The following is a 25,064-nucleotide window of genomic DNA, read 5'->3' on the forward strand; positions in this document are numbered from 1 at the left end:
CTGATCGAAGGAGTCAACCATGCCTGAACAGGCTGTTACGCTCGAGGCTCTGTACGCGGCCATCGAGCAGGTACTGCGTGAGCGTCTGCCGGAGGCGCAGTTGATCGGCTTCTGGCCAGGCGTGCCGGAAAATACCCCGGCGGTTTCCCTGGAAATGGCCGAGCTGCTGCCCGAGCGCGATCCCGGTACCGGCGAGAGCGCCCTGCTGTGCCGCCTGCAGGCGCGGATAATGGTGCCGCCTGATGGCGATCGCCAGGCGGTATCCATTGCTTGCGGAATCGTTCGGACATTGCGCGAGCAGACCTGGAACCTGTCTCTGGAACCGGCGCGCTTCGTACGCTCGGCCGTCGACGGCAGTCGCGAGGAGCTGAAGAGCCTGCGTGTCTGGCTGGTCGAGTGGACGCAGTCGCTGCGTCTCGGAGACCCGGAGTGGGCCTGGGAGGACCAGCCGCCGGGCAGCCTGATGCTGGGCTTCGACCCGCAGACCGGCCCCGGCCATGAGCCGGACTACTTCGCTCCGGAGGCGTTGGCATGAGCTATGTCAGTGCGGAGCATGACCGCATGCTCGCCGCGATGATCCTGCCCTGCGTGGTGGTCGCCGTGGACCTGGCAGCGGCGCGGGTACGGGTGCGCTCCGGCGACTGGACCAGCGGCTGGCTGCGCTGGCACTCCCTGGCAGCCGGCAAGGTTCGCCACTGGCGTGCGCCGAGCATAGGCGAACAGGGGATACTGCTCAGCCCGTCGGGCGGAGTGTCAATGGGTACCTTTATTCCCGGTCTGTACGGCGATGCGGGCACGGCGCCGGACAACAGCGCCAGCAGTGAGACCTGGCGTTTCGACGACGGCGCCTCGTTGAGTTACGACTGGGCTGCGCATCGCTACCGCGTCGAGCTGCCCAGCGGCACCGTGGAAGTGAGGGTCGGCGCCAGCGAGGTGCGGGTCAGCGACGGGGCGGTCAGTCTCAAGGCGCCGAAGATCAGCCTGGAAGGACCGGTGGAGATCGCCGGGACACTGACGGTCAGCGGAGACATCCTCGGCGGCGGCTCGATCATCGACACCGCCGGCAACAGCAACCACCACACCCATTGAACATACGACGGGGCTGCCGAAGGGCGGTCCGTCGAACATTCAACCGGCCCGCGCGAGCGGGCCTTTTCGTTTGCGGAGTTCGCCATGGGCAACACTCACAGCCATTCGGAGCCAGGCGCGGCCTGTCTCTGCCGGAGCGGGAGGGCAGGGCGATGATCGGGATGGATCGCCGTAGCGGGCTGCCCCTGTCCGGCCTGGCTCATCTTAAACAGTCCGTCGAGGACATCCTGACCACCCCGTTGGGCAGCAGGCGCATGCGCCCCGAGTACGGCAGCAAGCTGCGGCGGATGGTCGACATGCCGGTGAGCGAAGGCTGGAAAAGCGCCGTGCAGGCCGAGGTAGCCCGTTCCCTGGGGCGCTGGGAACCGCGCATCGCATTGTCTGCCGTGCGAGTCGTCGCAGTCGTCGATGGCCGCGTGGATCTGCTCCTGAGCGGCGTGTTCGAGGGCGAGAACATCAATATGGAGGTCTCGGCGTGATCATCGATCTTTCCCAGTTGCCGGAGCCAGAGGTTATCGAAAACCTCGATTTCGAGACGATTTACCAGGAGCTGTTGGGTGACTTCCGCGAAGCCATGGCTGGCGAATGGACAGCGGAGGTGGAGTCCGATCCGGTTCTCAAGCTTCTGCAACTGGCGGCCTATCGAGAACTGCTGCTGCGGGCGCGGATCAACGATGCGGCGCGGGCGGTGATGCTGGCATACGCCAGCGGTGCCGATCTCGACCAGATCGGTGCCGGCTTCAATGTGCAGCGTTTGCTGATCAGGCCCGCTCAGCCCGAGGCGGTACCGCCGGTGGAGGCGCAATACGAGAGCGACAAGTCGCTGCGCAATCGCATCCAGCTCGCGTTCGAGCAGCTATCCGTCGCAGGACCGCGGAACGCCTATATAGCCCATGCGCTGGGCGCGGATGGAAGGGTGGCGGATGCCTCTGCGACCAGTCCGGCGCCCTGCGAAGTGCTGATCAGCGTGCTCGGGGTGGAAGGCAACGGGCAGGCACCGGAAGCGGTGTTGCAGGCAGTGCGCCTGGCGCTGAACGCGGAGGACGTGCGTCCTGTCGCGGATCGGGTAACGGTGCGCTCGGCAGGAATCGTTCCCTATCAGGTCAAGGCGCAGCTCTACCTGTTTCCCGGTCCCGAGGCGGAACTGATCCGTGCCGCCGCCGAGGCTTCGCTGCGCGACTACATTTCCGCCCAGCGCCGCCTGGGCCGCGACATCCGGCGTTCGGCCCTGTTCGCCACCCTGCATGTCGAAGGCGTGCAGCGCGTCGAACTGCAGGAGCCTGCGGCCGACGTGGTCCTGGATGAAACCCAGGCGGCCTATTGCACGGGGTACGCGATCACCTTGGGAGGCGTCGATGAGTAGCCGACTGCTGCCGCCAAACAGGAGTTCACTGGAACGCTCTCTGGGTGATGTATTGCCTGCCGAACTGCCGGTGCCGCTTCGTGAGCTTAACGATCCGGCACGCTGTGAGGCGGCCTTGTTGCCCTACCTGGCCTGGACGCGCTCGGTGGACCGCTGGGACCCGGACTGGAGCGACGAGGCCAAGCGCAATGCGGTAGCGACGTCCTTCGTCCTGCACCAGCGCAAAGGCACGCTGACCGCGTTGCGCCAAGTGGTCGAGCCGATCGGTGCGCTGAGCGAGGTCACCGAATGGTGGCAGCGAAGCCCGACCGGCGTGCCGGGGACCTTCGAGATCACCGTGGACGTCAGCGACCGTGGCATCGACGAAGGCACCGTACTGGAGCTGGAGCGCTTGCTCGATGACGTCCGCCCGGTGAGCCGACACCTGACCCGCCTGGACCTGCGCATCACCCCGGTAATCCGGTCCCGTCACGGACTGGCCGTGACCGACGGCGACACCCTGGAAATCTTCCCCTGGAAACAGTGACATGACGACCAATACTCCGAAATACGGTGGCCTGCTCACCGACATAGGTGCCGCTGCGCTGGCTGCGGCCAGCGCAGCAGGCAAGAAATGGCAGCCGACTCATATGCTGATCGGCGATGCTGGCGGCGCACCGGGTGCTACTCCGGATCCGATACCCGCAGCCACGCAGACGAAACTGATCAACCAGCGCTACCGGGCGCAGCTCAATCGCTTGTTCGTGTCGGACAAGAACATCAATACTCTGGTTGCCGAGGTGGTGCTACCAGTTGAGGTAGGTGGCTTCTGGATCCGCGAGATCGGCCTGCAGGATGCCGACGGCAAGTTCGTCGCGGTATCCAACTGCCCGCCCAGCTACAAGGCAGCAATGGAAAGTGGCAGTGCGCGGACCCAGACCATTCGGGTGAACATCGCGCTCTCCGGCCTGGAGAATGTCCAGTTGCTGATCGACAACGGCATCATCTACGCCACTCAGGACTGGGTGAAGGAAAAGGTCGCTGCCGATTTCAAGGGCCGCAAGATCCTGGCTGGCAATGGCCTGGTCGGTGGGGGCGATCTTTCTGCCGACCGCAGCATTGGCCTGGCGCCTTCCGGCGTGACGGCGGGCAGCTATCGCTCGGTCACGGTGAACGCCAACGGGGTGGTCACCCAGGGCAGCAATCCGAGCACCCTGGCCGGCTATGCGATCGGAGATGCCTATACCAAGGCCGATACCGACGGAAAACTGGCGCAGAAAGCGAACAAGGCCACCACCCTGGCCGGCTATGGCATCACCGATGCGCTGCGAGTCGATGGCAACGCCGTGTCATCCAGCAGGCTGGCCGCACCGCGTAGCCTGGCAGCCAGTGGCGATGCCTCCTGGTCGGTGACCTTCGACGGCAGTGCCAATGTTTCTGCGCCGCTGAGTCTTTCCGCTACCGGTGTGGCAGCGGGCAGCTATCCGAAGGTGACCGTGGATACGAAGGGAAGGGTGACTGCTGGAATGGCGCTGGCGGCGACGGACATTCCCGGGCTGGATGCTTCGAAGTTGGTCAGCGGGGTGCTGGCCGAGCAGCGTTTGCCGGTATTCGCGCGCGGGTTGGCTACTGCTGTCTCGACCACTAGCGATCCGAACACCGCGACCGTGCCGTTGATGCTGACCAATCATGCGAACGGACCTGTTGCCGGACGGTACTTCTACATCCAGTCGATGTTCTATCCGGATCAGAACGGCAATGCTTCGCAGATTGCAACGAGCTACAACGCTACATCCGAGATGTATGTACGGGTGTCCTACGCGGCCAACCCTAGCGCCCGGGACTGGCTGCCCTGGAAGCGCTGCGACATAGGTGGTTCGTTCAGCAAGGAGGCGGACGGGGCCTTGGGCGGTGCGGTCAATCTCAACTCGCTGATCACGTCGGGATGGTGGTACCAGACGGCCAATGCACAGGCCGAAAGTGGGGCGAACTACCCGGTCCCCCGGGCCGGCTTGCTTCAAGTGCATAATGCAGGCACCAATTTCATCTACCAGACATACCAGGTTTATGACGGTGAAGGGTTCTATTTTCGTTGCCGCTACACCAACACCTGGTATCCATGGCGGCGTGTATGGCATGGAGCGGACTTCAATCCGAACGACTATCTGCTGAAAAGTGGCTTTACGTGGGCCGCCCTGCCAGGAAAGCCAGCGACCTTTCCGCCTACTGGCCACAACCACGACGCCGCCCAGATCACGTCGGGCATCCTGCCTCTGGCGCGCGGCGGTCTTGGTTCGAATACGGCAGCGGGGGCGCGCAACAATATCGGGGCTGGGGTTCCCGCGACGGCGAACCGATCGCTGAATGGCTGGTGGAAGGATAACGATACAGGACTCATCGTGCAGTGGATGACAGTGAGTGTCGGCGATCATCCGGGTGGAATCGTCAACCGCTCGCTGACCTTTCCGATCGCGTTTCCCACTACCTGCCTGCACGTGGTGCCGAGCGTCAAGGAACTGGGGCGGCCGGCGACGTCGGCATCGACCGTCACCCTCGCAGATGTCAGCGTCAGCACCACGGGGTGTGTGATTGTCGCTACCGAGTATCACGGTGCGGTCCAGAACTATGCGATCAGGCTTGTGGCCATTGGCTGTTGAGGTGACCCATGATTTTTTTCCATGCCGCCACTGGCGGTTTCTATTCGAAGGATGTCCACGGCGACCGCATGCCCATCGACGCGCGGATGTATCCCCTCGAGGAAGCTGAATACCTGGCGCTGTTGGTAGCCCAGAGCGAGGGCAAGCAGATCGTCGCCGACGCCGCCGGCCGTCCGTTCTGTATCGACCCGCCGGCCCCGGCAGAAGAGGTCCTGGCCCACCGTGAGCGCATCTGGCGCGATCGCCAGTTGACGCTTACTGATGGCCCCATCGCCCGTCACCGGGATGAGCTCGACCTGGGCAAGATTACGACCCTGAACCAGGCGCAACTGCTCGAACTCACGCTGTACCGCGCCAGCCTTCGAGACTGGCCGGCATCCGCGGCGTTTCCTGATTTAGGCGCAAGACCCGAGCCGCCGCTGTGGCTCGAACCGCTCATCACCCCCTGAACCCCGCCCCGTGCGGGGTTTTTCATTAATGGAGATCTACCTATGAGTTTCTTCCACGGCGTTACGGTAACCAACGTCGATATCGGTGCGCGCACCATCGCGCTGCCGGCCAGCTCCGTCATCGGCCTCTGCGATGTGTTCACGCCGGGGGCGCAGGCAAGCGCCAAGCCCAACGTTCCGGTGCTGCTCACCAGCAAGAAGGACGCCGCCGCGGCGTTCGGCATCGGCTCGTCTATCTACCTGGCCTGCGACGCCATCTATAACCGTGCCCAGGCCGTGATCGTGGCGGTGGGCGTGGAAGCCGCGGAGACTCCCGAGGCCCAGGCCAGCGCCGTCATAGGTGGTGTCAGCGCCGCCGGCGAGCGCACCGGACTTCAGGCTCTGCTAGACGGCAAGAGCCGCTTCAATGCTCAGCCGCGTCTACTAGTTGCGCCGGGTCATTCGGCCCAGCAAGCGGTGGCCACCGCCATGGACGGGCTGGCCGAGAAACTGCGGGCCATCGCCATTCTCGATGGCCCCAATAGCACCGACGAGGCGGCCGTCGCCTACGCCAAGAACTTCGGCAGCAAGCGCCTGTTCATGGTCGACCCGGGCGTGCAGGTTTGGGACAGCGCCACCAATGCCGCACGCAAGGCCCCGGCTTCGGCCTACGCCGCCGGCCTGTTCGCCTGGACCGACGCCGAGTACGGCTTCTGGTCGTCGCCGTCGAACAAGGAGATCAAGGGCATCACCGGCACCAGCCGTCCGGTGGAGTTCCTCGACGGTGATGAGACCTGTCGCGCCAACCTGCTCAACAACGCCAATATCGCCACGATCATTCGCGACGATGGCTATCGCCTGTGGGGCAATCGCACCTTGTCCAGCGACAGCAAGTGGGCTTTCGTCACCCGCGTTCGGACCATGGACCTGGTGATGGATGCGATCCTCGCCGGGCACAAGTGGGCGGTGGACCGCGGCATCACCAAGACCTACGTGAAGGATGTCACCGAGGGCCTGCGCGCCTTCATGCGCGATCTGAAGAACCAGGGCGCGGTGATCAACTTCGAGGTCTATGCCGACCCAGACCTGAACAGCGCCAGCCAGCTGGCCCAGGGCAAGGTGTACTGGAACATCCGCTTCACCGATGTGCCGCCTGCCGAGAACCCCAATTTCCGTGTCGAGGTGACCGATCAGTGGCTCACCGAAGTTCTGGATGTCGCCTAAGGAGCGCCCGTGATGATTCCGCAAACCCTGACCAATACCAACCTGTTCATCGACGGCGTGAGCTTCGCCGGTGACGTGCCATCCCTGACCCTGCCCAAGCTGGCTGTGAAGACCGAGCAATACCGTGCCGGCGGCATGGATGCGCCGGTATCCATCGACATGGGCCTGGAGGCGATGGAGGCCAAGTTCTCCACCAACGGTGCCCGCCGAGAAGCACTGAATTTCTTCGGCCTGGCCGACCAGAGCGCTTTCAATGGCGTGTTCCGCGGCTCCTTCAAGGGCCAGAAGGGCGCCAGCGTGCCAGTGGTGGCTACCCTGCGCGGCCTGCTCAAGGAGGTCGACCCGGGCGACTGGAAGGCCGGCGAGAAAGCCGAGTTCAAGTACGCCGTTGCGGTCAGCTACTACAAGCTGGAAGTCGATGGCCGCGAGGTCTACGAGATCGATCCGGTCAACGGTGTCCGCGCGATCAACGGTGTCGACCAGTTGGCCGGCATGCGCAACGACCTCGGCCTGTAAGAGGAGCTCCGGACATGACCCAAGAGAATCGACTGCCGGGCTGGCTGACGCTGGATGCTGACGCCGCCCTCGTTCGTCTCTCGCGTCCGGCACAGTGCAACGGGGTCAGCGTCGACACGCTGACCCTGCGTGCACCCACCGTGCGTGATATCCGCCTGGCCGGCAAGGTGGCCGGCGACGATGCCGAGGAGCGCGAACTGCAACTGTTCGCCTCGCTGGCGCAGGTCAGCCGCCAGGACCTGGAGGGGCTGAAGCTGAGCGACTACCAGCGGCTGCAAGGCGCCTACTTTCGCCTGGTGCAAGACGACACGGACGACACCTTCGCGTATGCGTCAACTGGCGAGGCGCCTGGCCATTGAGCTGGGCTTCCAGGCCAGCGAACTGGAGCGCATGACCCTGGGCGACCTGCTCTGGTGGCTCGCCGAGGGCGAGGAGTGAGCGACGGCGCCGTCCGCCAGGCGAGCGGCGCCCGCGCTACTTCAGTAGGTCCGCGGAGGCGGACATCGATAACAGACGAGACGAACCGTCATGAGTAAAGACATGGACCTGGTGGTCTCCATCGGCGGCATCGCCGACCCCTCCTTGGGCAAGGCATTCGAGACCGTCAAGGCACGGCTCGACAGTCTCCAGGAACGTTCCCGCCAGGCGTCCAGCCTGAGAGATGTGCTGGGAGACGCCATACGCCTGGAGCGAGAACTCGCCGATATGCGCAAGGTCGGGGACCGCGGCGTTGCTGAGCATGCCCGGCAGCTTGGCGAACGCCAGGAGCAACTGAAGCGACTCGGCATCGAGGCCAGGGCCGCGGGCGATGCCTACGCTCGACTGGGCGAGATGCAGCGTGGCCTGGATATGCAGGTCCGCGGCCTGCAACGGCTGGAGCAGGCCAGCCAGGCAATGCCATTGGCTAGCGCATTTTCCGGACTGGTCGTGGAAGCCAGCAAGACGGCTGCCGGTTATCAAGCGCGGTTGCGCGACCTGGCGATCCGCAACGGCCTGGACGCCGGCCGGGAGCCAGCCTTGGCATCCCTGATCCAGGACAGTGCAAGCCAGAGCGGCCTGGGACGCACGGCGACGCTGGACATGCTGGAGCACTTGAACGCCACCGGCATGGGGTTCGCCGCCGCGCAAATGAATCTGGGACTGGCGGGCCGCTTCGGCTTTGGCCAAGGGATTGCTTCAGCCGAGGCTGCGGGGCTGGTTCGAGCGTTGCAACTGGCCCAGGGTTCGGACTCGCCAGAGCAATTGTCCGCCTCCCTCGACCGCCTGGTCGTCCTGGGTAAAGGCAGAGTCGGCAGTGAGGCCCTGGCGCGTCGCCTGCCTGCCTTGTTGTCAGCGCTGGGCAATGCGGGAGAGGCCACGGCCGGCGATGTCGGTGCACTGGGTGCCTTGCTGGAGATTCAGGCAAAGAACACCACGCCAGACAAAGCGGACGTGCGGATGAAGGCCTGGCTGGAGTTCGTCGGCAGCGGCAGCTTGAAACGCGCTTATGGCCAGGACTACGACCGGGACCTGGAAGCGCTGCGCAAGGACGGAGCGAGTCTGCTGGAGGCCAACCTGGAGCTGGCTGCGCGCTATCGGGATAAGGGCGGCAAGCTCAGCGCCGGCGTGGCGTCGCCGGCGCTTGAAGCCTATCGAGCGTCGCGCGGCGAGTTCCAGGGCTTGCTCGAATCCCAGCAGTCTTCCGTAGGCTCTTCGGAGCGCGATGCGCAGCGTCGCAAGGGGATGTCCCAGGAGCTGTGGAAGGCTTCCAGCGACAGTTGGGAGAGGGCGCAGACCGCTTTGGGCAGCGCCCTGAATCCATATCTGGACAACCTGGCCAAGGGGAGCAAGGCACTCGGCGAGTCGACTGCGGAGCTGCTCGAAGCCTATCCGCGGACGACGGCCGGTCTTACCGCCGCCGCAGGTGCGGTGTTATCCGGGTATCTCGCCTACAAGGGAGGGCGCGGCGCTATCGACGTGCTGCGTGGCGGTCGGCTCGGTCGGCGAGGGACCGCTGCCGTCGGCGACCTGATCGAACGGGGTGCAGGCCGGGTATCGGGTGGTAGCGAAATACAGCGCGTGTTCGTTACCAACTGGCCGGTGCCGGGAGGCGACTCTACGCTGGAGTCCGCGAGGAGGCCGGCACAACGAAAGCGCGGTCAAACACCACGCAGGAAGAGAGGCAAGGGCGGTGGGGTGAAGGCCCGCTCCCTTCCATCCCTTGGCTTCTCGGCCGGAGGAGGCTTGGGGGCGATGGCAGGAAAGCTGCCGCGCCTGTCGCGTTTGCCCATACGCAACGCGCCGCTGCAAGTGGCCTCGTCGTTGATCGATGTTGCTGAGGTTTACTCCAGCGACCTGTCGGAGAGCGAAAAGACCATCGCCTATGGCGAGGCCGGTGGCTCCCTGGCTGGTTCCCTGGCTGGCGCCGCTCTGGGAGCGAGCATCGGCTCGGTGGTGCCGGTGGTCGGTACGCTGATCGGTGGATTGGTTGGCGGCGCTATCGGCGCCTGGGGCGGTAGCGAACTGGGGGGGCGTCTGGGACGCAGTCTGGCTGGCGATCCGCCGGCGGACTCGGACAACAAGCCGGCGGTGCCCGCACCACAGGCCGAGCCCGTCGCGGCTGCGCCCAACTGGACCTTCGCGCCGCAGATCAACCTGACGGTGCAAGGCAACGTACACGAGCCGCAGCGCCTGGCCGACGAGTTGCTGCCCTACCTGCAACGCATGCTTGTCGACTTCGCCGACGAGCGGCAGCGGCGCAGCCTCTACGATCCGGCGATGGTCTAAGGAGTCCCCATGGCATATCTGGAACAATTGCAGGCCGGCCTGAGGTACCTGGGTCGCGCCGGCGAGTCCGGACGCAAGAGTCTGGACAAGGTGGTCGCTCCGGTGAACGGCGCGATCAGCGAGATCCGCGGCGCAGCCGCGGAGCTGGAGAACCTGCCCGGCGTATCGCCGGAAATGGCTGCCCGGCTGCAGCGTGCCATGCGCGGCATCGGCCAGGCGCAGGGCAAGGTGAACCGCGTGGTCTCCACCTATGACCGGGCGAGCCGGGCGTTGCTTGGTATCGACGAACGCCTGGATGCGCTGAAGGTGCAGGTGAACAGTGCCGCGCAGGCGGTCGGCAAGGTCGCTGGCGACATCAGTCCGACGCTGGCGGGGGTGCTGCCGTCGTGGCTGCTGGCACCCTCGGCGACGCCCCCGAGCGAGGCCGCAGCGCCCTTGCCGCACCTGCTGGTACTGCAGCCGCTGACCGCCAATGCCCAACCGTTCTACTTCAACCTGAATACTGCCGCCTTCGACGCCCTGCAGCGCAACAGTGCCTACAACTGGAGCGGGCAGGTGCGCCTGGGTCGGCGGCCGGCGCTGCAGAGCGTCGGCATGGGCGAGGAGAGCATCCTGCTCAAGGGTGCGGTATTCCCGCTGCGTCGACAGGTAGGTAACCAGGAAAAGGTCGTCGGTCTGGAGCAGCTCGAAGCGCTGCGCCGGTTGGCGGAGCGGCGTGAGCCGCTGATCCTGAGCAGCGGCTACGGCGAGGTGCAGATGGGCCTCTGGTGTCTGGTGCGGATCAGCGAGAACCAGAGCGCCCTGCTGGGCAACGGCGCTCCCCGCAAACAAACCTTCGACCTGGAGTTCAAGCGCTATGGCGACGACCTGCCGAACCGCTGACGGCGACATGCTGGACAGCCTCTGCTACCACGTCTATGGCCATCTGTTGGGCTGCGTCGAGGCGACCCTCGACGCCAATCCCGGGCTGGCCGATGGGCAGCAGCCATTCCGCGCCGGCTTGCTGATCAGTTTCCCTGACATGCCGGTGGTCAATGTCGAACAGGTGCGCCTGTGGGATTGATCGACCGCTCACCCGCAACCCCGCCTTGGCGGGGTTTTTCTTTTCTGGAGAAACCAGGTGCAACCGAGTTTCCGTATCGTTGCCGACGGCACCGACGTCACCCAGCGGCTGAATGACCGCCTGCTCAAGCTGACCTTGCTGGACAAGCCGGGCATGGAGTCCGACAGCCTGACCTTGAGGCTCGACGATCGCGATGGACAGTTGGCCTTACCCAGGCGCGGTGCGGTGCTGGAGGTTCATCTCGGCTATGCCGGCGAGCCACTGATGCGCATGGGACGCTTTACCGTGGACACCTTGCAGTGGGCTGGTCCGCCGGACTGCCTGACCGTCACTGCCAAGGCCGGCGACATGCGCGGCAGTGGCAAGACGATACGCAGCGGCGGCTGGGAGGGCACTACCCTGGCTCAGGTCTGCCGCGATGTTGGCGCACGCAACGGCTGGCGCGTGGAGTGTCCGTTGCAGGTGGCGATCGCCCGGGTCGACCAGGTCAATGAGTCCGACTACCACTTCGTCACCCGTCTGGCGCGCCAGTACGACTGCACCGCCAAGCTGGCCGAGGGCATGCTCATGGTGCTGCCGCGACAGAGCGGGCAGAGCGCCACGGGGCGTCGGATCGAACCTTTGGTGTTGGGCCGTGCTGACGTCGGTAGCTTCGACGTTACCTTCGACGACCGCAGCCTGATGAGAACGGTGAAGACCCGCTACCAATTGCCCGGCAGCGGCGAGGTCAAGAGCGTCGAGCTGAAGAACCCGAAGGCACCGGCTACGGCTATGGGCGAGCATGTCGACCGGCACCTCTATACCAGCCGTGGAGAGGCCGAGCAGGCGGCGAAGGCTCGCCTGGCGAGCTTCAGCCGCTCCAGCGCCAGTGTGCGCCTGGAACTGCCAGGGCGTGGCGACCTGTTCGCCGAGCGCAGCCTGCTGCTCCAAGGCTTCAAGGCGGGAATCGACGGCGAGTTCCTGATCGACTCGGTGGAGCACACCTACAGCTCCAGCGGATGGACCACTGTCGTGCAATGCAACGGCGGCCGAGGCGGCAAGGGGTGACGCCTGAAACCCATCGGAGTGCAGGAGGATCGATGAAACTGACCGAGCAGCAATTGCTGCGCATTTTTCCCAACGCCCGCCTCGTCGCGGGCGTTTTCGTTGTGGCGTTGCAACGGGCCATGGACGAGAGGGAGATCGACACACCGGCGCGGCGTGCCGCGTTTCTCGCCCAGGTCGGCCACGAAAGCAGCCAGTTGACCCGGCTGGTGGAGAACCTCAACTACAGTGCCCAAGGCTTGGCGGCGACCTGGCCGGGCCGCTATCTCGGCCCCGACGGGCAGCCCAACGCGTTGGCCTTGCGGCTGGCGCGCAATCCGCAGGCGATTGCCGACAACACCTACGCCACGCGCAACGGCAATGGCGACGAAGCGTCCGGCGATGGCTGGCGCTTTCGCGGGCGTGGCTTGCTACAAATCACCGGGCGTGCCAACTACCGGTTGGTCGGCGAGGCCCTCGGCGAGCCGCTGGAAGCCGAGCCCTGGCGCCTGGAGCAGCCCGTGCCGGCGGCCCGCAGCGCCGCCTGGTGGTGGGCCGGTCACGGGCTCAACGAGCTGGCCGACCGCGGCGAGTTCGCTGCCATCACCCGCCGCATCAACGGCGGCCTGAATGGCCAGGCGGAGCGCCTGGCGTTGTGGCAGCGGGCCAGGGCGGTGCTGTCATGAGCCGGCTCGCTCTGCTCCTGCCGGCCGTGTTGCTGGTCCTGCTGGCCGGCGCCTTGCTCGGCGGCGGCCTGGTTGCCCGCCATTATCGTCCGCAACTGGAGGAGGCCCTGGGCCAGCTCACTGCCAGCCGCGTCGCCAGCGGCCAGCTCGAGGCTTTGCTCGATGAGCAGCAGCGCGCGCTGGCGGCGGTGCGGGCGAGCGCCGAGAGGCGCGCGAAGGATGCCGAGCAGGCACTCGGCGAGGCCAGGGCGCAAGCCGCGGAGCAGTATGCCGCGGCCGTGCGTCTGCTCCAGGAACCCGACTTTGGCACGGACTGCCAGGCGGCAGGTGCGGCGATCGACCGGGAGCTGGGACTATGACTCGTCTCCTGCTGGGGCTTTGTCTGCTTTTCGCGGGCTGCGCAGCCTCGCCGACGACACCTCGCCCCGTGCGCGTCGAGGTTCCCCTGATAGTGCCCTGCCGTGTACCTGACGTGCGCCCGCCGAGCTGGGCCGGCGCCACGCTGAAGGCCGGCGATTCGCTGCAGGCCAAGGTTCGCGCATTGCTCGCCGAGCGCCGCCAGCGGCAGGGCTACGAACTCGAATTGCAGGCGGCGTTGCGTGCCTGCCGCTAAACCTTTCGGCCGATCCTCTCGGATCGGCCTTTCTTCCGACATCCCGCTGTTGCACCCATCCTCCCCACTGGGCTATGTTCCCCAACATGGCTCCGTGAGACCGCTATCGTGATCCACCTCAGCAGCATCATCACCTCCCTCATCAAGGCATTCGCCCGTTGGCGCTGGCGCGCCTGACTTCTTCTTCGCCGGCCTGGCCGGTCACGTCTCCCTGCGTACCCCGTTTTCCACAGGCATAATGCCGACGATCCACTCCCCCTTCCTCCGCGAGCGCGCCGGGAAACGGGTGTGGCGAAAGCCGGGTGATGCGATTCGCATAGGAATGAAATCAAGAGGTTACAGCCAGCATGCTGCTGATGATCGATAACTACGACTCCTTCACCTACAACCTGGTGCAGTACTTCGGCGAGCTCAAGGCCGAGGTCAAGGTGGTGCGTAACGACGAACTGAGCGTGGAACAGATCGAGGCCCTGGCGCCCGAGCGCATCGTCCTTTCCCCCGGTCCCTGCACCCCCAACGAGGCCGGCGTCTCGCTGGCCGTTATCGAGCGCTTCGCCGGCAAGCTGCCGCTGCTCGGTGTCTGCCTTGGCCATCAGAGCATCGGCCAGGCCTTCGGCGGCGAAGTGGTGCGGGCGCGGCAGGTGATGCACGGCAAGACCAGCCCGATCCACCACAAGGACCTCGGCGTGTTCGCCGGCCTGGCCAATCCCCTGACGGTGACGCGCTACCACTCGCTGGTGGTGAAGCGAGAGAGCCTGCCGGAGTGCCTGGAGGTCACCGCCTGGACCCAACATGCCGACGGATCGCTCGACGAGATCATGGGCGTACGCCACAAGACCCTGAATGTCGAGGGCGTGCAGTTCCATCCCGAGTCCATCCTCACCGAGCAGGGCCACGAGTTGCTGGCCAACTTCCTCCGCCAGCAGGGCGGCGTGCGTGGGGAGGGTAACTGAGATGGATATCAAGGGAGCCCTCAATCGCATCGTCAACCAGCTCGACCTGACCACCGAGGAAATGCAGGCGGTCATGCGCCAGATCATGACCGGGCAGTGCACCGACGCGCAGATCGGCGCTTTCCTGATGGGCATGCGGATGAAGAGCGAAACCATCGACGAGATCGTCGGCGCGGTGGCGGTGATGCGCGAACTGGCCGACGGCGTGCAGTTGCCTACGCTGAAGCATGTGGTCGACGTGGTCGGCACCGGCGGCGATGGCGCGAACATCTTCAACGTGTCCTCGGCGGCGTCCTTCGTGGTCGCTGCCGCTGGCGGCAAGGTCGCCAAGCACGGTAACCGCGCGATCTCCGGCAAGAGCGGCAGCGCCGACTTGCTGGAAGCCGCCGGCATCTACCTGGAACTGACCTCCGAACAGGTGGCGCGTTGCATCGACACCGTCGGCGTCGGGTTCATGTTCGCCCAGGTCCACCACAAGGCGATGAAGTACGCCGCCGGTCCGCGCCGCGAGCTGGGCTTGCGGACTCTGTTCAACATGCTTGGCCCACTGACCAACCCGGCGGGAGTCAGGCACCAGGTGGTCGGGGTGTTCACCCAGGAACTGTGCAAGCCGCTGGCTGAAGTGCTCAAGCGTCTCGGCAGCGAGCATGTGCTGGTGGTGCATTCGCGCGACGGGCTGGACGAGTTCAGTCTGGCCGCGGCGACCCACATTGCCGAGTTGAAGGACGGCGAGGTACGCGAGTACGAAGTGCGTCCCGAGGACTTCGGGATCAAGAGCCAGACCCTGATGGGGCTGGAGGTCGACAGTCCGCAGGCCTCGCTGGAACTGATCCGCGACGCTTTGGGGCGGCGCAAGACCGAGGCTGGGCAGAAGGCCGCCGAGCTGATCGTGATGAATGCCGGCCCGGCACTGTACGCTGCCGATCTGGCGACCAGCCTGCACGAGGGCATTCAACTCGCCCACGATGCCCTGCACACCGGGCTGGCACGGGAGAAGATGGACGAACTGGTGGCCTTCACCGCCGTTTACAGAGAGGAGAACGCACAGTGAGTGTGCCGACGGTTCTGCAGAAGATCCTCGCCCGCAAGGCCGAGGAGGTCGCCGAGCGCCGTGCGCGCGTCAACCTGGCCGAGGTCGAGCGGCTGGCGCGTAGCGCCGATGCGCCGCGCGGCTTCGCCAATGCCCTGCTGGAGCGGGCCAAGCGCAAGGAGCCGGCAGTGATCGCCGAGATCAAGAAGGCATCGCCGAGCAAGGGCGTGCTGCGCGAACACTTCGTCCCGGCGGAGATAGCCCGCAGCTACGAGGCGGGTGGCGCGGCGTGCCTGTCGGTGCTCACCGACGTGGACTTCTTCCAGGGCGCCGATGCCTATCTGAAGGAAGCGCGGGCAGCCTGTGCGCTGCCGGTGATCCGCAAGGACTTCATGATCGATCCGTACCAGATCGTCGAGGCGCGGGCGATCGGTGCCGACTGCATCCTGCTGATCGTCTCGGCGCTGGACGACGTGCTGATGGCCGAACTGGCGGCGACTGCCAAGTCGGTCGGTCTCGACGTACTGGTCGAAGTGCATGACGGCACCGAGCTGGAACGTGCGCTGAAGACCCTGGACACGCCGTTGGTGGGCATCAACAACCGCAACCTGCACACCTTCGAGGTGAGCCTGGAAACCACCCTCGACCTGTTGCCGGAAATTCCCCGCGACCGCCTGGTGGTCACCGAGAGCGGTATTCTCAACCGGGCCGACGTGGAGCTGATGGAAGTCAGCGAGGTCTACGCCTTCCTGGTTGGCGAGGCGTTCATGCGGGCCGACGATCCTGGCCTGGAGTTGAAGCGCCTGTTCTTCCAGGAGCGTGGCGGCGTGGTGCTGGGCGCCGATCCTGACTGATCGCGCTGTCGAATCCCATGAAAAAGGCCGGTTGCGACCGGCCTTTTTCATGGGTGCTGTTCAGCGGGTGCCGAAGACCACCATGGTCTTTCCTTTCACATGCACCAGGCCCTGCTCCTCCAGGCTCTTCAGCACGCGTCCGACCATTTCCCGCGAGCAGCCGACGATCCGGCCGATCTCCTGGCGGGTGATCTTGATCTGCATGCCGTCCGGGTGGGTCATGGCGTCCGGTTGCTGGCACAGGTCCAGCAAGGTGCGGGCGACGCGTCCGGTGACGTCGAGGAAGGCCAGGTCGCCCACCTTGCGGGTGGTCTTGCGCAGGCGGTCGGCCATCTGGCTGCCGAGGGTGTAGAGGATCTCCGAGTCCTGCTGCGACAGTTCGCGGAACTTCGCATAGCTGATCTCGGCGACTTCGCATTCCACCTTGGCGCGAACCCAGGCGCTGCGTTCCTGTTCGCTGCCTTCCTTTTCGAACAATCCCAGCTCGCCGAAGAAATCACCGCTGTTGAGGTAGCCGATGATCATTTCGCGGCCGTCGTCGTCCTCGATGAGGATGGTGACCGAACCCTTGATGATGAAGAACAGCGTTTCGCAGCGATCGCCGGCATAGATGATGGTGCTCTTTGCGGTGTAGCGGCGGCGGTGACAGTGTGCGAGCAGCTTGTCTAGGTGTTTGAGTTTGGGTGTGTGGGTAATAGCTACCATGCCCGAGTCCCGAAAGAATAAAGAATATGCCTGACGTACAAGGCGATGTTTTTTTGAGTTCTTATGGAGAGACCTGCCAGGGCCCGGGAGCTCAGCGGAGAGCTCCCCCCAACCGGGCAGATCAGGAAGTGTGCCAGTAAACCGCGTCCAGCTTAACAGACGGACCATGAAGGTCGATGTGATTTTGCGACGCAGCTATCAGGACTGTGATCCCGTACTGTCCTTGGGCCCTGTGCTAAGCTGGCGCCCTTTGCCGGCGGGAGTCTGAACGATGAAAGCGCGTATCCAGTGGGCGGGCGAGGCGATGTTCCTCGGCGAGTCCGGTAGCGGCCACGTGGTGGTCATGGACGGTCCGCCGGACCATGGCGGACGCAACCTCGGGGTGCGCCCTATGGAGATGGTCCTGATCGGCCTCGGCGGCTGCACCAACTTCGATGTGGTCAGCATCCTGAAGAAGGCGCGCCAGCCGGTGGAGAGCTGCGAAGCCTTCCTCGAGGCCGAAAGGGCCGACGAGGAGCCCAAGGTGTTCACGAAGATCCACGTGCACTTCGTGGTCAAGGGCCGCGGTCTCAAGGAGGCCCAGGTCAAGCGCGCGGTGGAGCTGTCGGCGGAGAAATACTGCTCGGCGTCGATCATGCTCGGTCGCGGCGGGGTGGAGATCACCCACGACTACGAGATCGTCGAACTCGGCTGAGACGACATCCGGTCATCATAAAAGGGGCGCAAACTCTGGCGGAGGCTTGATTGGCTCTGCATAATGCGCCCCTTTTTTCGTGCCGCGCGATTCCGTCGGGCGGCCGTTCAGTTCGGAAGATTCTTCCGCTCTGATAGACGTTTCCCGAGCCATCCCGGTCGGGTGACCAATGGCGCCAGCCGGCGCCCGTGCAACTCAACAAACCACAATCGCCATCGCGAAGAGGTGTTAACCGTCCTACGCAGGTGCGTCGTTCGCATCTGACGGGCATGCCCCAACCCTGCGGCAGAGCCGCAAGCAACCGAGAGAGTTCCCCACGGTGAAAAGCAAACTCAAGCTCCACGGGTTCAACAACCTGACGAAGACCTTGAGCTTCAACATCTACGACATCTGCTACGCCGAGACGCCCGAAGACCTCCAGGCCTACGTGCAGTACATCGACGAAGAGTATGACGCGGAGCGTCTGACGCAGATTCTTACCGATGTTGTCGACATCATCGGCGCCAATATCCTGAACATCGCGCGTCAGGACTACGACCCCCAGGGCGCCAGCGTGACCATCCTGATCTCCGAGCAGCCGGTCACTCCGACCGACAGCCAGATCGAAGAGTCCCCGGGCCCGCTGCCGGACACCATCCTGGCGCACCTGGACAAGAGCCACATCACCGTGCATACCTACCCGGAAATCCATCCGGTGGACGGCATCGCGACCTTCCGCGTGGACATCGACGTTTCCACCTGCGGAGTGATCTCCCCGCTGAAGGCCCTGAACTACCTGATCCACCAGTTCGACTCGGACATCGTCACGGTCGACTATCGGGTCCGCGGCTTCACCCGCGACATCGAGGGGCGCAAGCATTTCATCGACCACGAGATCAACTCGATCCAGAACTATCTCTCCGACGACACGCGCGAGGCCTACCAGATGACCGACGTGAACGTGTACCAGGAGAACCTGTTCCACACCAAGATGCTGCTCAAGGACTTCGAACTGGAGAACTACCTGTTCGGCGACGCTACCCGGACGCTCTCGGCGGAACAGCGTGAGCAGGTCACGGAACGGCTCAAGCACGAAATGCTGGAGATCTTCTACGCGCGCAACATGCCGCGCTGATCGCACACGAGAAAGAAAAAGCCCGCTTCGAGCGGGCTTTTTCATGCGTGCGATTCAGATGCGGTAGGTGCTCTTGGTCATCACCTTCGCCAGCAGGCTCATGCCCAGCTTCACCGGTGCCGGGAAGCGCAGGCCGCCGGCGGCCAGGGCGTTGCTCGAATGCTGTTCCTCGTCGATACGCATCTGCTCGAGGATGGCACGGGATTTCCGATCCTCCTGGGGAATCTGCGCCAGGTGTTCGTCCAGATGCTTGCACACCTGGTCTTCGGTGGCGGCGACGAAGCCCAGGCTGACCCGGTCGCTGACCAGCCCGGCGGCGGCACCGACGCCGAAGGACAGGCCGTAGAAGATCGGATTGAGGACGCTGGGACGGCTGCCCAACTGGCGGATGCGTTGCTCGCACCAGGCCAGGTGGTCGATCTCCTCCTCGGCGGCTTCCTCCATCGCCTCGCGGACCTCGGGCAGCTTGGCGGTCAGCGACTGGCCCTGGTACAGCGCCTGGGCGCAGACCTCGCCGGTGTGGTTGATGCGCATCAGGCCGGCGATATGGCGGGTGTCTTCCTCGCTCAGTTCGCCATCGGGTTCCACGATGGCCGGCGACGGTCGCGCCGGCTGGCCGCTGAACGGCAGCAGGGTGCGCAGGGCGGAGTCGGCCTGCAGCAGGAAACGGTCGATGGGCGAATAGTGGCGGTCGGCGGACATGGCGCACCTCCGGAAACGAAAGATCGCACCAGTTTACCGGAAGTGCGCTGATAGCAGGATGTTGCGGACGGGCTGCGATGTCGCAGCGCCAGCAGGGACTCAGCCCGGCGGCCAGTGCATCTGGCGTTGACCCAGCACGTGCATGTGGATGTGGTGCACGGTCTGCCCGCCAAGGTCGTTGCAGTTCATCACCACACGGAAGCCTTCCTCGCAGCCCTGCTCCCGGGCCAGGCGCTGGGCGGTGAAGAGGATATGGCCTGCCAGCGGCCGGTCTGCCTCGGTCAGGTGCTCGAGGGTGGGAATGTGCCTTTTCGGGATGACCAGGAAGTGCACCGGCGCCTGCGGGCCGATATCGTGAAACGCGACAACTTCCTCGTCTTCGTAGAACTTGCGCGCGGGAACTTCCCCCGCCACGATCTTGCAGAACAGACAGTCCATGGGCGATTCCTCCGGCCTCGGGTGCTTTCCCGAGTGTAGCGGTGCCCGTCGCGACCGCCCAAGCGTGAAGGAGCCGCAGTGAAGAACGACATACACGACCTCGGCCTGGTCCTGGATTCCCGGGTCAAGCTGATCCTGATCGAGTCCTGGGACGAGCCGAAGGTGATGGAAACCCTCACCGGCCTGGCGGTCAGGCGCGGCCTTGGCCTGTATGCCTGGTCGGTGACCGAGGGCGTGCAGCGCCTGGGCTTCGGCGGCGAGCCGCTGGGCGGGGAGGAGAGCCGCGACCCGGTCGCGGCGTTGCGCTTGATCAAGCACGATCAGCAGGCGAATCTCTACGTGCTCTGCGACCTGCATCCTTTCCTTGGCGACAGCCCGACCCTGGTGCGCCTGCTCAAGGAAATCGCCATGGCCGAAGGCAATCATCGACCGACCGTGGTGCTGGTGTCCCATGCGCTGAAGCTGCCGGCCGAGGTGCAGCGCTTCGCCGCGCGGTTCTCGCTGTCCCTGCCCAGCGAGGACGAACTGCTCGGCATCGTCCGCGAGGAAGCGACGCGCTGGAGCGAGCGCAACCGTGGTGCCCGCGTGCGCACCGACAACCGGACCCTGCAGCAGGTGGTGAAGAACCTGCGCGGGCTCAGCCATGCCGAGGCGCGACTGCTGGCGCGCAACGTGATCTGCAACGATGGAGCGATCACCCAGGAGGACCTGCCCGAGCTGAACCGCACCAAGTTCCAGCTACTCGACCTGGAGGGCGTGCTGAGCTTCGAGTACGACACCGCGCGCTTCGCCGAGGTCGGCGGGCTTGCCGCGCTCAAGCGCTGGCTCGGCGAGCGTCAGTCGGCGTTCCTCGCCGGCACGCCTGGCGACCAGCCGAAGGGCATGATGCTGGTCGGCGTACAGGGCGCCGGCAAGAGCCTGGCGGCCAAGGCGGTGGCCGGCCTCTGGGGCTTGCCGTTGCTGCGTCTGGATTTCGCCTGTCTCTACAACAAGTACTTCGGCGAAACCGAGCGCAACCTGCGCGAGGCGCTGCGCCTGGCCGAACAGATGGCGCCCTGCGTGCTGTGGATGGATGAAGTGGAGAAGGGCATTTCTGGTGGCGACCAGGACAACGGCGTCAGTCAGCGCGTGCTGGGTACCCTGCTGACCTGGATGGCCGAGCGCGAGGCGCCGGTCTTCATGGTCGCCACCGCGAACGCTATCGACCGCCTGCCGCCCGAACTGATCCGCAAGGGACGCTTCGACGAATTGTTCTTCGTCGACCTGCCGACGCCGGAGGTTCGCGCCGAGATCTTCCGCATCCACCTGCAACGCCGCGAGCTGGAGCCGGCACAGTTCGACCTCCATCTGCTGGCGGCTGCCAGCGAGGGTTTCAGCGGGGCGGAGATCGAGCAGGCGGTGGTGGCGGCACTGTACGCCGGGCAGGCGCGACAGCAGGCGGTGGATCAGGATCTGTTGCTCAGGGAACTGGCGCGAACCTCGCCGCTGTCGGTGCTGATGGCGGAAAAGCTCGCCGCGCTGCGGACCTGGGCCAAGGGGCGGGCGGTACCGGCAGACTGAGCCAACGGCGAACCTTGCCGCCCTGCGAGGAGAGGCCGGTCAACCCCGTGGGGCGGAGGGTACCGCCGAGGCGTTGATCCGCGCGGCGAGTCGGCGCACCAGCCAGCGTGGCGCCAGGCGTGGGCTCAGCGCCAGCAGGCGATTGCGCCAACCGGGGACGATCAGGGCGCGGTTCTTGTCCAGCCCGCGCAGGGCCAGCAGCGCGACTTCCTCCGGGGTCATCATCAGCTTGCTCCGGTCGAGCCTGCCGAGCCGCATCCCGGCTTCCCGGAAGAATGCCGTGCGGGTTGGCCCAGGGCACAGCACCGAGACCTTGACGCCGCGCTCTTTCAGTTCTTCCCGCAAGCCTTCCGAGAAGTGCAGGACGTAGGCCTTGCTGGCGTAGTAGTTGCTCATCCAGGCGCCGGGCTGGAAGGCGGCCACCGAGGCGATATTGAGTATCTGGCCCCCGCCCTGTGCCGCCATGCGGGCGCCGAGGGAGTGGCAAAGGCGGGCCAGGGCCAGGATGTTGAGTTCGATCAGCTCCTGTTCCCGCGCCCATTCCTGGTCGATGAAGGGGCCGGAGGTACCGATCCCGGCATTGTTAACCAGCAGGTCGATCTGTCGTTCGCCCTGTTCCAGTTCGTGCAACAACCCTGACAGTTGCAGCGGCTCGGAAAGATCGCAGGTGCGGAACAGCACTTCCACGCCGAAACGCTGCGCCAGCTCATAGGCGATGCTCTCCAGCGCGTCGCGCTGGCGCGCCACCAGGATCAGGGCGCGACCGCGCCGGGCCAGGGCTTCGGCTAGGGCCAGGCCGATACCGCTGGAAGCGCCGGTGATCAGGGCATAACGGGGCATTCGAGACTTCTCCGAAACGGACGGGGAATTGGACCCCGCCCGTCGCGAGGGGTTGCGTGGCTACTGTTGGTCGTCGTCTTCCATGGCCTCTGCCGCCGCCGTGGCGGCTTCATCGGCTTCGGCCGCCGCTGCGGCGGCCTGCTCGTCGGTGGTGTACGGGTCGGCTGGAGCGCTGGCGCCGCCGTCATAGTTCGCTCGCTCCAGGTAACCCTGGTAGGACGGCAGGGCGATGGCGGCGATGATACCGACTATCGGCAGCAGGATGATCAGACTGGCCAGGACTTTCACCCCAGTGCTGTTCGCCGGCGGCGGCGGACCGTAGCGGTTGGCGCCGGTGCTGCCGGGCAGGACCAGCATCAGGATGCCGAACACGCTGCCGACGAAGGGGACGAAGTTGAGCAGCCAGAGCCAGCCCGACCAGCCGAGGTCATGCAGGCGCTGCACGCCGATCATCACGGCGATGACGATGAAGGCGATCGAGGCCAGGGCGGTGACGGCCACGCCGACGGTTTCGCCGAGCAGGAAGCCCAGGCCCATGATGACCAGGAAGCACAGCGTCATCGCCATCGACCAGCCGAGATAGCGCAGGCGTCCGATCCGGCCGTTGGTGGTGAACACGTTCAGCTCGCCGAACTCGGGGAGGGTGTCGCCGACCTGGGCGCTGGGCGGTGTGTAGGGAGACGCGCCCGCGGCCGCGGAGGCCGCAGGCGCGGCGTTTTCGCCGAGCTGCGCCTGGCGTGCCAGGTACTTCTCGATGATGATGCCGCAAGCCGAACATTCCGCTCCGCTGGGCTGTTCATGGCCGCATTTCGGGCAGGTCATGGGAGGCAGGTCTTGCGCCGGGGTTTCCTCCGCGACCTGGGGGTTGTGATCGGGCGTTTCCACCAGGCTCAGGCTGGCCACCAGGTCGACTTCCTTGTAGGCATTGGCGCCGGCCTGGCGCAAGGCGGTCAGGTAACGCTCCGCCTCGGCCTCTGGAAGTTCGCGTTTCAGCACCACCGGGCGACCGCCGAAGAGGGCGTCGATCTTGCCCGGTTCGCTCTTGAACAGGCGGGCGAGATTGTCCTTCACGGTTTCGAGCGATGCGTCGGGCATCAGCTCGCCGGAGAAGACGATCTTGAAGCGTTGGTCGGTCATGCAGGCATCCTTGTCAGCTGGGGTGAGAGAAATGCAGCCGACAGCCTAATCGGCGGCCTTGGCGCCCACAAGCGCGAGATGAGAACTCCCGCACAAGCCGGGGCGCCGTGACCCGGCGGTTTCAGCGCGGCCAGCGGTTGGCCAGGCGATCCATGTTCCGCAGGGCGGCGCGATATTCCTGGTCGAGGCGGGCGACCAACTCGTCGACGCCGGGCAAGTCGTCTATGTTGCCCGCGCCCTGGCCGGCGGACCACACGGTCTTCCAGGCCTTGGCCTCGTCGTTCACCGGCTTGAGTTTCTCGCCGTAGTTCATGTCTGCCTTGTCGGTTAGGCGCTTCAGATCGTAGCCGGCGGCCTCCAGGCTTTGCCGCATGAAGCTGGCCGGTACGCCGGACACCGCCGGGGTGTGCACGATGTCGGCGGCGCGTGCCTCCAGGATCATCTGCTTGTAGGCGTCGGAGGCATTGCTCTCGCGGGTGGCGATGAAGCGAGTGCCGAGATAGGCCAGGTCGGCGCCGAGCATCTGTGCGGCGAGAATCTCGTGGCCGTGGTTGATGCAGCCGGCCAACAGCAGGGTCTTGTCGAAGAACTGGCGGATTTCCGCGACCAGCGCGAAAGGGCTCCAGGTCCCGGCGTGCCCGCCCGCGCCGGCCGCCACCGCGATCAGGCCGTCGACCCCGGCCTCGGCGGCTTTTTCGGCGTGGCGGCGGGTGGTGACGTCGTGGAACACCAGGCCGCCGTAGCTATGCACAGCGTCTACCACTTCGCGCACTGCGCCGAGGCTGGTGATGACGATCGGTACGCGGTGCTCGACGCAGATCCGCAGGTCGGCCTGCAACCGCGGATTGGTGTTGTGGACGATCAGGTTCACCGCATAGGGCGCGGGATTGTCCAGCGCCTGCAGGCCGGCCCCGATTTCCTCCAGCCAACCCTCGAAGCCGCTGCTCTCGCGCTGGTTGAGCGCCGGGAAGCTGCCGACGATGCCGCTGCGGCAGCAGGCCAGCACCAACTGCGGGTTGGATACCAGGAACATTGGCGCGGCCACCATCGGCAGTCGCAGGCGTTGGTCGAGCAGGGCGGGCAAGGACATGGACAGGACTCCTGGGTCAGAAAGGTTTGAGCACCACCAGTAGGACGATCAGCAGCAGGAACAGTACAGGCACTTCGTTGAACCAGCGGTAGAACACATGGCTGCGCCCCGGCTCGCCGCGGGCGAAGCGCTTGAGCATGGCGCCGCAGGCGTGGTGGTAGCCGATCAGCAGGACCACCAGGGTCAGCTTGGCGTGCAGCCAGCCTTGGCTCAGCCAGCCGGGGGTGAGATAGAGCATCCAGAGGCCAAGGACCAGGGTGGCGAGCATCGAGGGCATCATGATCCCTCGGTAGAGCTTGCGCTCCATGACGCAGAAGCGTTCCCGGCTGGTCTGGTCCTCGCTCATGGCGTGGTAGACGAACAGGCGCGGCAGGTAGAACAGGCCGGCGAACCAGCAGACCACGGCGATGATATGGAAGGCTTTGAGCCACAGGTACATCAGGACATCCTCTTGATCACGGTGCCCCGATAGTAGAGGGATGGCTGGAACGCGTCACCCTGGCGGCTTGCCGCTGTCTGATTTGCCGGCAGATATGGCCG

At 65.3% G+C, this 25,064-nt stretch carries 30 protein-coding genes; 23 read left to right on the forward strand and 7 right to left on the reverse strand.

The genetic code is table 11. The annotated features are described in order from the left end of the window. The first annotated feature begins 19 nt into the window (after positions 1 to 19). From ACM0M4_RS03345 to trpC, 20 genes are all read left to right on the forward strand, one after another. Positions 20 to 535, forward strand: a complete 516-nt coding sequence (locus ACM0M4_RS03345; protein ID WP_054375845.1) for a hypothetical protein — start codon at positions 20 to 22, stop codon at positions 533 to 535. Beyond that, positions 532 to 1,089, forward strand: a complete 558-nt coding sequence (locus ACM0M4_RS03350) for a phage baseplate assembly protein V (protein WP_003121844.1) — start codon at positions 532 to 534, stop codon at positions 1,087 to 1,089. Before ACM0M4_RS03345 ends, ACM0M4_RS03350 begins: the two co-directional genes overlap by 4 nt. A gap of 152 nt (positions 1,090 to 1,241) precedes the next feature. Beyond that, entirely contained in the window at positions 1,242 to 1,568 is a 327-nt protein-coding gene (locus ACM0M4_RS03355) for a GPW/gp25 family protein (protein ID WP_003085143.1), read from the forward strand. Then, complete coding sequence (locus ACM0M4_RS03360; protein WP_003085151.1) at positions 1,565 to 2,452, forward strand: baseplate assembly protein; 888 nt, start codon at positions 1,565 to 1,567, stop codon at positions 2,450 to 2,452. The genes ACM0M4_RS03355 and ACM0M4_RS03360 overlap by 4 nt, the downstream gene beginning before the upstream one ends. Next, the gene (locus ACM0M4_RS03365) at positions 2,445 to 2,978 is read left to right on the forward strand and encodes a phage tail protein I (protein ID WP_003137385.1); all 534 of its coding nucleotides are present in this window, start codon (positions 2,445 to 2,447) and stop codon (positions 2,976 to 2,978) included. Before ACM0M4_RS03360 ends, ACM0M4_RS03365 begins: the two co-directional genes overlap by 8 nt. 1 nt (position 2,979) lies before the next feature. Further along, positions 2,980 to 5,088 carry a phage tail-collar fiber domain-containing protein gene (locus tag ACM0M4_RS03370; RefSeq protein ID WP_015502281.1) on the forward strand — a complete coding sequence of 703 codons (2,109 nt, stop codon included), beginning with the start codon at positions 2,980 to 2,982 and terminating at the stop codon, positions 5,086 to 5,088. 8 nt (positions 5,089 to 5,096) lie between these two features. Then, on the forward strand, positions 5,097 to 5,537 hold the full coding sequence (locus ACM0M4_RS03375; protein WP_003085172.1) for a tail fiber assembly protein: 441 nt from the start codon (positions 5,097 to 5,099) through the stop codon (positions 5,535 to 5,537). Between the two features lie 42 nt (positions 5,538 to 5,579). Beyond that, complete coding sequence (locus ACM0M4_RS03380) at positions 5,580 to 6,740, forward strand: phage tail sheath subtilisin-like domain-containing protein (protein ID WP_054375844.1); 1,161 nt, start codon at positions 5,580 to 5,582, stop codon at positions 6,738 to 6,740. A gap of 12 nt (positions 6,741 to 6,752) precedes the next feature. Continuing rightward, entirely contained in the window at positions 6,753 to 7,256 is a 504-nt protein-coding gene (locus ACM0M4_RS03385; protein WP_003085175.1) for a phage major tail tube protein, read from the forward strand. 14 nt (positions 7,257 to 7,270) lie between these two features. Then, positions 7,271 to 7,615, forward strand: a complete 345-nt coding sequence (locus ACM0M4_RS03390; protein ID WP_003085178.1) for a phage tail assembly protein — start codon at positions 7,271 to 7,273, stop codon at positions 7,613 to 7,615. A gap of 169 nt (positions 7,616 to 7,784) precedes the next feature. Beyond that, positions 7,785 to 10,022 (forward strand): phage tail tape measure protein, encoded by a 2,238-nt coding sequence (locus tag ACM0M4_RS03395; RefSeq protein ID WP_054375843.1) that lies wholly within the window; start codon positions 7,785 to 7,787, stop codon positions 10,020 to 10,022. A 9-nt stretch (positions 10,023 to 10,031) separates the two neighbouring features. Beyond that, complete coding sequence (locus ACM0M4_RS03400) at positions 10,032 to 10,904, forward strand: phage tail protein (RefSeq protein WP_003085182.1); 873 nt, start codon at positions 10,032 to 10,034, stop codon at positions 10,902 to 10,904. Continuing rightward, a complete protein-coding gene (locus tag ACM0M4_RS03405; protein ID WP_054375842.1) occupies positions 10,879 to 11,085 on the forward strand; it encodes a tail protein X in 207 nt (68 codons plus the stop codon). The genes ACM0M4_RS03400 and ACM0M4_RS03405 overlap by 26 nt, the downstream gene beginning before the upstream one ends. A gap of 57 nt (positions 11,086 to 11,142) precedes the next feature. After that, positions 11,143 to 12,132, forward strand: a complete 990-nt coding sequence (locus tag ACM0M4_RS03410) for a phage late control D family protein (protein ID WP_021263054.1) — start codon at positions 11,143 to 11,145, stop codon at positions 12,130 to 12,132. Positions 12,133 to 12,164: 32 nt separating this feature from the next. Next, positions 12,165 to 12,794 carry a glycoside hydrolase family 19 protein gene (locus ACM0M4_RS03415; RefSeq protein ID WP_003113192.1) on the forward strand — a complete coding sequence of 210 codons (630 nt, stop codon included), beginning with the start codon at positions 12,165 to 12,167 and terminating at the stop codon, positions 12,792 to 12,794. Further along, positions 12,791 to 13,153, forward strand: a complete 363-nt coding sequence (locus ACM0M4_RS03420) for a hypothetical protein (protein ID WP_014602438.1) — start codon at positions 12,791 to 12,793, stop codon at positions 13,151 to 13,153. Before ACM0M4_RS03415 ends, ACM0M4_RS03420 begins: the two co-directional genes overlap by 4 nt. Then, on the forward strand, positions 13,150 to 13,407 hold the full coding sequence (locus ACM0M4_RS03425; protein WP_023464274.1) for a hypothetical protein: 258 nt from the start codon (positions 13,150 to 13,152) through the stop codon (positions 13,405 to 13,407). Before ACM0M4_RS03420 ends, ACM0M4_RS03425 begins: the two co-directional genes overlap by 4 nt. 347 nt (positions 13,408 to 13,754) lie before the next feature. Then, a complete protein-coding gene (locus ACM0M4_RS03430; protein ID WP_003113175.1) occupies positions 13,755 to 14,360 on the forward strand; it encodes an aminodeoxychorismate/anthranilate synthase component II in 606 nt (201 codons plus the stop codon). A 1-nt stretch (position 14,361) separates the two neighbouring features. Beyond that, positions 14,362 to 15,411: an anthranilate phosphoribosyltransferase gene (trpD, locus tag ACM0M4_RS03435; RefSeq protein ID WP_054375841.1), complete on the forward strand. Its 1,050-nt coding sequence runs from the start codon at positions 14,362 to 14,364 to the stop codon at positions 15,409 to 15,411. Beyond that, positions 15,408 to 16,244 carry an indole-3-glycerol phosphate synthase TrpC gene (gene trpC, locus ACM0M4_RS03440; protein WP_003085205.1) on the forward strand — a complete coding sequence of 279 codons (837 nt, stop codon included), beginning with the start codon at positions 15,408 to 15,410 and terminating at the stop codon, positions 16,242 to 16,244. The genes trpD and trpC overlap by 4 nt, the downstream gene beginning before the upstream one ends. A 60-nt stretch (positions 16,245 to 16,304) precedes the next feature. Here trpC and crp read toward each other — a convergent pair whose 3' ends face one another. Continuing rightward, entirely contained in the window at positions 16,305 to 16,949 is a 645-nt protein-coding gene (gene crp / locus ACM0M4_RS03445; protein WP_003085214.1) for a cAMP-activated global transcriptional regulator CRP, read from the reverse strand. A 271-nt stretch (positions 16,950 to 17,220) separates the two neighbouring features. Between crp and ACM0M4_RS03450 the strand changes: the two genes are divergently transcribed. Together ACM0M4_RS03450 and speD are read left to right on the forward strand one after the other, a co-directional pair. Beyond that, positions 17,221 to 17,643 carry an OsmC family protein gene (locus tag ACM0M4_RS03450; RefSeq protein WP_003085219.1) on the forward strand — a complete coding sequence of 141 codons (423 nt, stop codon included), beginning with the start codon at positions 17,221 to 17,223 and terminating at the stop codon, positions 17,641 to 17,643. 319 nt (positions 17,644 to 17,962) lie between these two features. Continuing rightward, a complete protein-coding gene (gene speD / locus ACM0M4_RS03455; protein ID WP_003101641.1) occupies positions 17,963 to 18,757 on the forward strand; it encodes an adenosylmethionine decarboxylase in 795 nt (264 codons plus the stop codon). A 54-nt stretch (positions 18,758 to 18,811) separates the two neighbouring features. Here the strand turns inward: speD and coq7 are convergent, their stop codons facing one another. Both coq7 and ACM0M4_RS03465 read right to left on the reverse strand, forming a co-directional pair. Then, positions 18,812 to 19,459: a 2-polyprenyl-3-methyl-6-methoxy-1,4-benzoquinone monooxygenase gene (gene coq7 / locus ACM0M4_RS03460; protein WP_003085224.1), complete on the reverse strand. Its 648-nt coding sequence runs from the start codon at positions 19,457 to 19,459 to the stop codon at positions 18,812 to 18,814. Between the two features lie 99 nt (positions 19,460 to 19,558). Beyond that, on the reverse strand, positions 19,559 to 19,897 hold the full coding sequence (locus ACM0M4_RS03465; protein ID WP_003085225.1) for a histidine triad nucleotide-binding protein: 339 nt from the start codon (positions 19,895 to 19,897) through the stop codon (positions 19,559 to 19,561). 78 nt (positions 19,898 to 19,975) lie between these two features. Between ACM0M4_RS03465 and ACM0M4_RS03470 the strand changes: the two genes are divergently transcribed. Next, positions 19,976 to 21,457 carry an AAA family ATPase gene (locus ACM0M4_RS03470; protein ID WP_003117981.1) on the forward strand — a complete coding sequence of 494 codons (1,482 nt, stop codon included), beginning with the start codon at positions 19,976 to 19,978 and terminating at the stop codon, positions 21,455 to 21,457. Positions 21,458 to 21,496: 39 nt separating this feature from the next. Here the strand turns inward: ACM0M4_RS03470 and ACM0M4_RS03475 are convergent, their stop codons facing one another. The 4 genes from ACM0M4_RS03475 to hemJ form a co-directional block, all read right to left on the reverse strand. Beyond that, complete coding sequence (locus ACM0M4_RS03475; RefSeq protein WP_003113172.1) at positions 21,497 to 22,297, reverse strand: SDR family NAD(P)-dependent oxidoreductase; 801 nt, start codon at positions 22,295 to 22,297, stop codon at positions 21,497 to 21,499. 60 nt (positions 22,298 to 22,357) lie between these two features. Further along, a complete protein-coding gene (locus ACM0M4_RS03480; protein WP_014602443.1) occupies positions 22,358 to 23,434 on the reverse strand; it encodes a DUF805 domain-containing protein in 1,077 nt (358 codons plus the stop codon). A 121-nt stretch (positions 23,435 to 23,555) separates the two neighbouring features. After that, on the reverse strand, positions 23,556 to 24,524 hold the full coding sequence (locus tag ACM0M4_RS03485; RefSeq protein ID WP_014602444.1) for an NAD(P)H-dependent flavin oxidoreductase: 969 nt from the start codon (positions 24,522 to 24,524) through the stop codon (positions 23,556 to 23,558). Between the two features lie 16 nt (positions 24,525 to 24,540). Further along, positions 24,541 to 24,963, reverse strand: a complete 423-nt coding sequence (gene hemJ, locus ACM0M4_RS03490; protein ID WP_003085245.1) for a protoporphyrinogen oxidase HemJ — start codon at positions 24,961 to 24,963, stop codon at positions 24,541 to 24,543. Positions 24,964 to 25,064: the final 101 nt, after the last annotated feature.

Source organism: Pseudomonas sp. 18-147 (assembly GCF_051048045.1).
Taxonomy (GTDB): domain Bacteria; phylum Pseudomonadota; class Gammaproteobacteria; order Pseudomonadales; family Pseudomonadaceae; genus Pseudomonas; species Pseudomonas aeruginosa.

Bases quoted from the DNA above. Each gene is read 5' to 3' on its own strand.
- ACM0M4_RS03475 (WP_003113172.1), bottom strand. From the start codon at position 22,297: ATGCCCCGTTATGCCCTGATCACCGGCGCTTCCAGCGGTATCGGCCTG.
- ACM0M4_RS03465 (WP_003085225.1), bottom strand. From the start codon at position 19,897: ATGGACTGTCTGTTCTGCAAGATCGTGGCGGGGGAAGTTCCCGCGCGC.
- ACM0M4_RS03370 (WP_015502281.1), top strand. From the start codon at position 2,980: ATGACGACCAATACTCCGAAATACGGTGGCCTGCTCACCGACATAGGT.
- ACM0M4_RS03375 (WP_003085172.1), top strand. From the start codon at position 5,097: ATGATTTTTTTCCATGCCGCCACTGGCGGTTTCTATTCGAAGGATGTC.
- crp (WP_003085214.1), bottom strand. From the start codon at position 16,949: ATGGTAGCTATTACCCACACACCCAAACTCAAACACCTAGACAAGCTG.
- ACM0M4_RS03355 (WP_003085143.1), top strand. From the start codon at position 1,242: ATGATCGGGATGGATCGCCGTAGCGGGCTGCCCCTGTCCGGCCTGGCT.
- ACM0M4_RS03345 (WP_054375845.1), top strand. From the start codon at position 20: ATGCCTGAACAGGCTGTTACGCTCGAGGCTCTGTACGCGGCCATCGAG.
- coq7 (WP_003085224.1), bottom strand. From the start codon at position 19,459: ATGTCCGCCGACCGCCACTATTCGCCCATCGACCGTTTCCTGCTGCAG.
- ACM0M4_RS03380 (WP_054375844.1), top strand. From the start codon at position 5,580: ATGAGTTTCTTCCACGGCGTTACGGTAACCAACGTCGATATCGGTGCG.
- ACM0M4_RS03400 (WP_003085182.1), top strand. From the start codon at position 10,032: ATGGCATATCTGGAACAATTGCAGGCCGGCCTGAGGTACCTGGGTCGC.
- ACM0M4_RS03420 (WP_014602438.1), top strand. From the start codon at position 12,791: ATGAGCCGGCTCGCTCTGCTCCTGCCGGCCGTGTTGCTGGTCCTGCTG.
- ACM0M4_RS03365 (WP_003137385.1), top strand. From the start codon at position 2,445: ATGAGTAGCCGACTGCTGCCGCCAAACAGGAGTTCACTGGAACGCTCT.
- hemJ (WP_003085245.1), bottom strand. From the start codon at position 24,963: ATGTACCTGTGGCTCAAAGCCTTCCATATCATCGCCGTGGTCTGCTGG.
- ACM0M4_RS03425 (WP_023464274.1), top strand. From the start codon at position 13,150: ATGACTCGTCTCCTGCTGGGGCTTTGTCTGCTTTTCGCGGGCTGCGCA.
- ACM0M4_RS03395 (WP_054375843.1), top strand. From the start codon at position 7,785: ATGAGTAAAGACATGGACCTGGTGGTCTCCATCGGCGGCATCGCCGAC.
- ACM0M4_RS03390 (WP_003085178.1), top strand. From the start codon at position 7,271: ATGACCCAAGAGAATCGACTGCCGGGCTGGCTGACGCTGGATGCTGAC.
- ACM0M4_RS03385 (WP_003085175.1), top strand. From the start codon at position 6,753: ATGATTCCGCAAACCCTGACCAATACCAACCTGTTCATCGACGGCGTG.
- ACM0M4_RS03430 (WP_003113175.1), top strand. From the start codon at position 13,755: ATGCTGCTGATGATCGATAACTACGACTCCTTCACCTACAACCTGGTG.
- ACM0M4_RS03480 (WP_014602443.1), bottom strand. From the start codon at position 23,434: ATGACCGACCAACGCTTCAAGATCGTCTTCTCCGGCGAGCTGATGCCC.
- ACM0M4_RS03405 (WP_054375842.1), top strand. From the start codon at position 10,879: ATGGCGACGACCTGCCGAACCGCTGACGGCGACATGCTGGACAGCCTC.
- ACM0M4_RS03450 (WP_003085219.1), top strand. From the start codon at position 17,221: ATGAAAGCGCGTATCCAGTGGGCGGGCGAGGCGATGTTCCTCGGCGAG.
- ACM0M4_RS03415 (WP_003113192.1), top strand. From the start codon at position 12,165: ATGAAACTGACCGAGCAGCAATTGCTGCGCATTTTTCCCAACGCCCGC.
- ACM0M4_RS03350 (WP_003121844.1), top strand. From the start codon at position 532: ATGAGCTATGTCAGTGCGGAGCATGACCGCATGCTCGCCGCGATGATC.
- ACM0M4_RS03485 (WP_014602444.1), bottom strand. From the start codon at position 24,524: ATGTCCTTGCCCGCCCTGCTCGACCAACGCCTGCGACTGCCGATGGTG.
- trpD (WP_054375841.1), top strand. From the start codon at position 14,362: ATGGATATCAAGGGAGCCCTCAATCGCATCGTCAACCAGCTCGACCTG.